The sequence below is a fragment of the Phocaeicola intestinalis genome, from assembly GCF_014837065.1.
GTDB classification, from domain to species: domain Bacteria; phylum Bacteroidota; class Bacteroidia; order Bacteroidales; family Bacteroidaceae; genus Phocaeicola; species Phocaeicola intestinalis.
Window position 1 is genome coordinate 1 of the sequence record NZ_JACSPP010000027.1, and the last position, 2,317, is coordinate 2,317.

2 protein-coding genes are annotated in these 2,317 nt (G+C 46.2%); both read left to right on the forward strand.

Annotation, left to right across the window (positions count from 1 at the left end; translation table 11 throughout):
* Positions 1–231 precede the first annotated feature (231 nt).
* The gene (gene trmB / locus H9625_RS09645) at positions 232–990 is read left to right on the forward strand and encodes a tRNA (guanosine(46)-N7)-methyltransferase TrmB (RefSeq protein WP_022040512.1); all 759 of its coding nucleotides are present in this window, start codon (positions 232–234) and stop codon (positions 988–990) included.
* A gap of 114 nt (positions 991–1,104) precedes the next feature.
* The gene (locus tag H9625_RS09650) at positions 1,105–2,205 is read left to right on the forward strand and encodes an Mrp/NBP35 family ATP-binding protein (RefSeq protein WP_191764088.1); all 1,101 of its coding nucleotides are present in this window, start codon (positions 1,105–1,107) and stop codon (positions 2,203–2,205) included.
* The last annotated feature ends 112 nt before the right edge of the window (positions 2,206–2,317 follow it).

The window sequence follows — 2,317 nt, forward strand, 5'->3', positions numbered from 1 at the left end:
ATAGAGGTAGCTTTGAGGATTATGAGGCAAAGGTAGCAAATCTATATGATATAAACTAATTATGAACATCTACTTATATCTTCGTTTTTGAACGTAATTGTATGGGCGGATTGCGGCACCCGTAAAAAGAATAAGTCTATCGTTTTTGCAGGTGTTTTTCCATGTTTTCATTTGTGGGTTCCGCCGAAAATCTGTACATTTGTTCCCTGAACTAGGATTAATCTGTACGCAATGGGAAAAGGAAAACTAGCGAAATTTGCAGACATGGCGGAATACCCGCATGTATTCGAATATCCGTATTCACAGGTGGCGGATACGCCTTGTGAGATGAAAGGAAACTGGAACCGTGATTTTTTTAAGAACGAACATCCGATCGTGCTGGAGTTGGGTTGTGGAAGAGGAGAATATACCGTAGGGCTGGCACGCCGGTATACCGACAAGAATTTCATCGGGGTCGATATCAAAGGAGCACGTATGTGGACGGGAGCGAAAGAGGCTTTTGATGAAGGATTGAAGAATGTAGCCTTCTTGCGCACGAATATTGAAATTATCGACCGATTCTTTGCTCCGGGTGAAGTGAGCGAGATTTGGCTGACTTTCTCTGATCCGCAGATGAAAAAGGTGACCAAGCGGCTTACTTCGACGTATTTCATGGAGCGTTACCGCAAGTTTCTTGTGCCCGACGGGCTGGTGCACCTGAAGACGGACAGCAATTTCATGTTCACCTATACGAAATATATGGTTGAAGTCAATCATTTTCCCGTTGAGTTCGTTACGGATGATTTATATCATTCGGGGTTGGACGATGATATCCTGCGCATCCGTACCTATTACGAACAGCAATGGCTGGACCGTGGGCTGAGCATTAAGTATATCCGCTTTCGTCTTTCCCAGACGGGTGAACTACAGGAGCCGGATGTGGAAATCGAACTGGACGATTACCGCAGCTATAACCGTAGCAAGCGGAGCGGACTGCAAACAAGCAAATAATACTCATTTACGATTTGACAATTTACGATTTACTATTTATTGTTAGCCATGAATCATAAACCGTAAAATGTCAAATCGTAAATTGTAAATAGTCAAATCGTAAATTTCATTTATATGACATTGTATCCGAAATTGATTTTAGACGCGCTGGCAACGGTGCGTTATCCTGGCAACGGGAAAAATATTGTCGAAGCAGAAATGGTGGCGGACAATATGCGTATCGACGGGATGAAGGTCAGTTTCTCGCTTGTCTTCGAGAAACCGACCGACCCTTTTATGAAATCAGTAGTGAAGTCGGCAGAAACGGCTATTCATACTTATGTGTCGAAAGACGTGGAAGTGACAATCACGACCGAAAGCCGTCAGGCGGCACGCCCTGAACCGGGCAAGATGCTTCCGCAGGTGAATAATGTCATCGCCGTGTCATCGGGAAAAGGCGGCGTGGGTAAGTCTACCATTGCTGCCAACCTGGCTGTGGCACTTTCGAAGCTGGGATATAAGGTAGGATTGCTGGATGCTGATATCTTTGGTCCTTCTGTTCCTAAGATGTTCCAGGTGGAAGATGCACGTCCGTATGCCGAAACTATTGGAGGGCGGGACTTGATAGTTCCGATTGAGAAATACGGCATCAAGCTCTTGTCTATCGGTTTTTTTGTTGATCCTGATCAACCTACGCTTTGGCGCGGCGGCATGGCAAGCAATGCTTTGAAACAGCTGGTGGGCGATGCCGACTGGGGAGATTTGGATTATTTCGTCCTTGACACGCCTCCGGGCACGAGCGACATCCATCTGACGTTGTTGCAGACTCTTGCCATCACAGGAGCGGTTATCGTCAGCACTCCGCAGGAAGTGGCTCTTGCCGATGCCCGCAAAGGTATCAATATGTATATGAACGATAAGGTGAACGTGCCTATTTTGGGGTTGGTAGAAAATATGTCATGGTTCACCCCTGCCGAGTTGCCCGAAAACAAGTATTACCTTTTCGGCAAGGAGGGCACACGAAGACTGGCAGAAGAACTTCATGTGCCTCTCTTGGGGCAGATACCTATTGTGCAGAGTATTTGCGAGCACGGTGATGAGGGAACTCCCGTAGCTCTTGACGATGATTCGGTGACGGGGCAGGCTTTTCTGGAACTGGCACGTAACGTGGTTGCACAGACAGAGAAACGCAATGCCGAGCTGGCTCCCACCGAGATTGTGAAGACGCATAAATAATGTGCAAATGTGGTAATGTGCAAATGTGGTAATGTGCAAATGTGGTAATGTGCAAATGTGGTAATTTGCCAATGAATAGTTTGTTAATGTGTGAATGAATTATCACATTGCC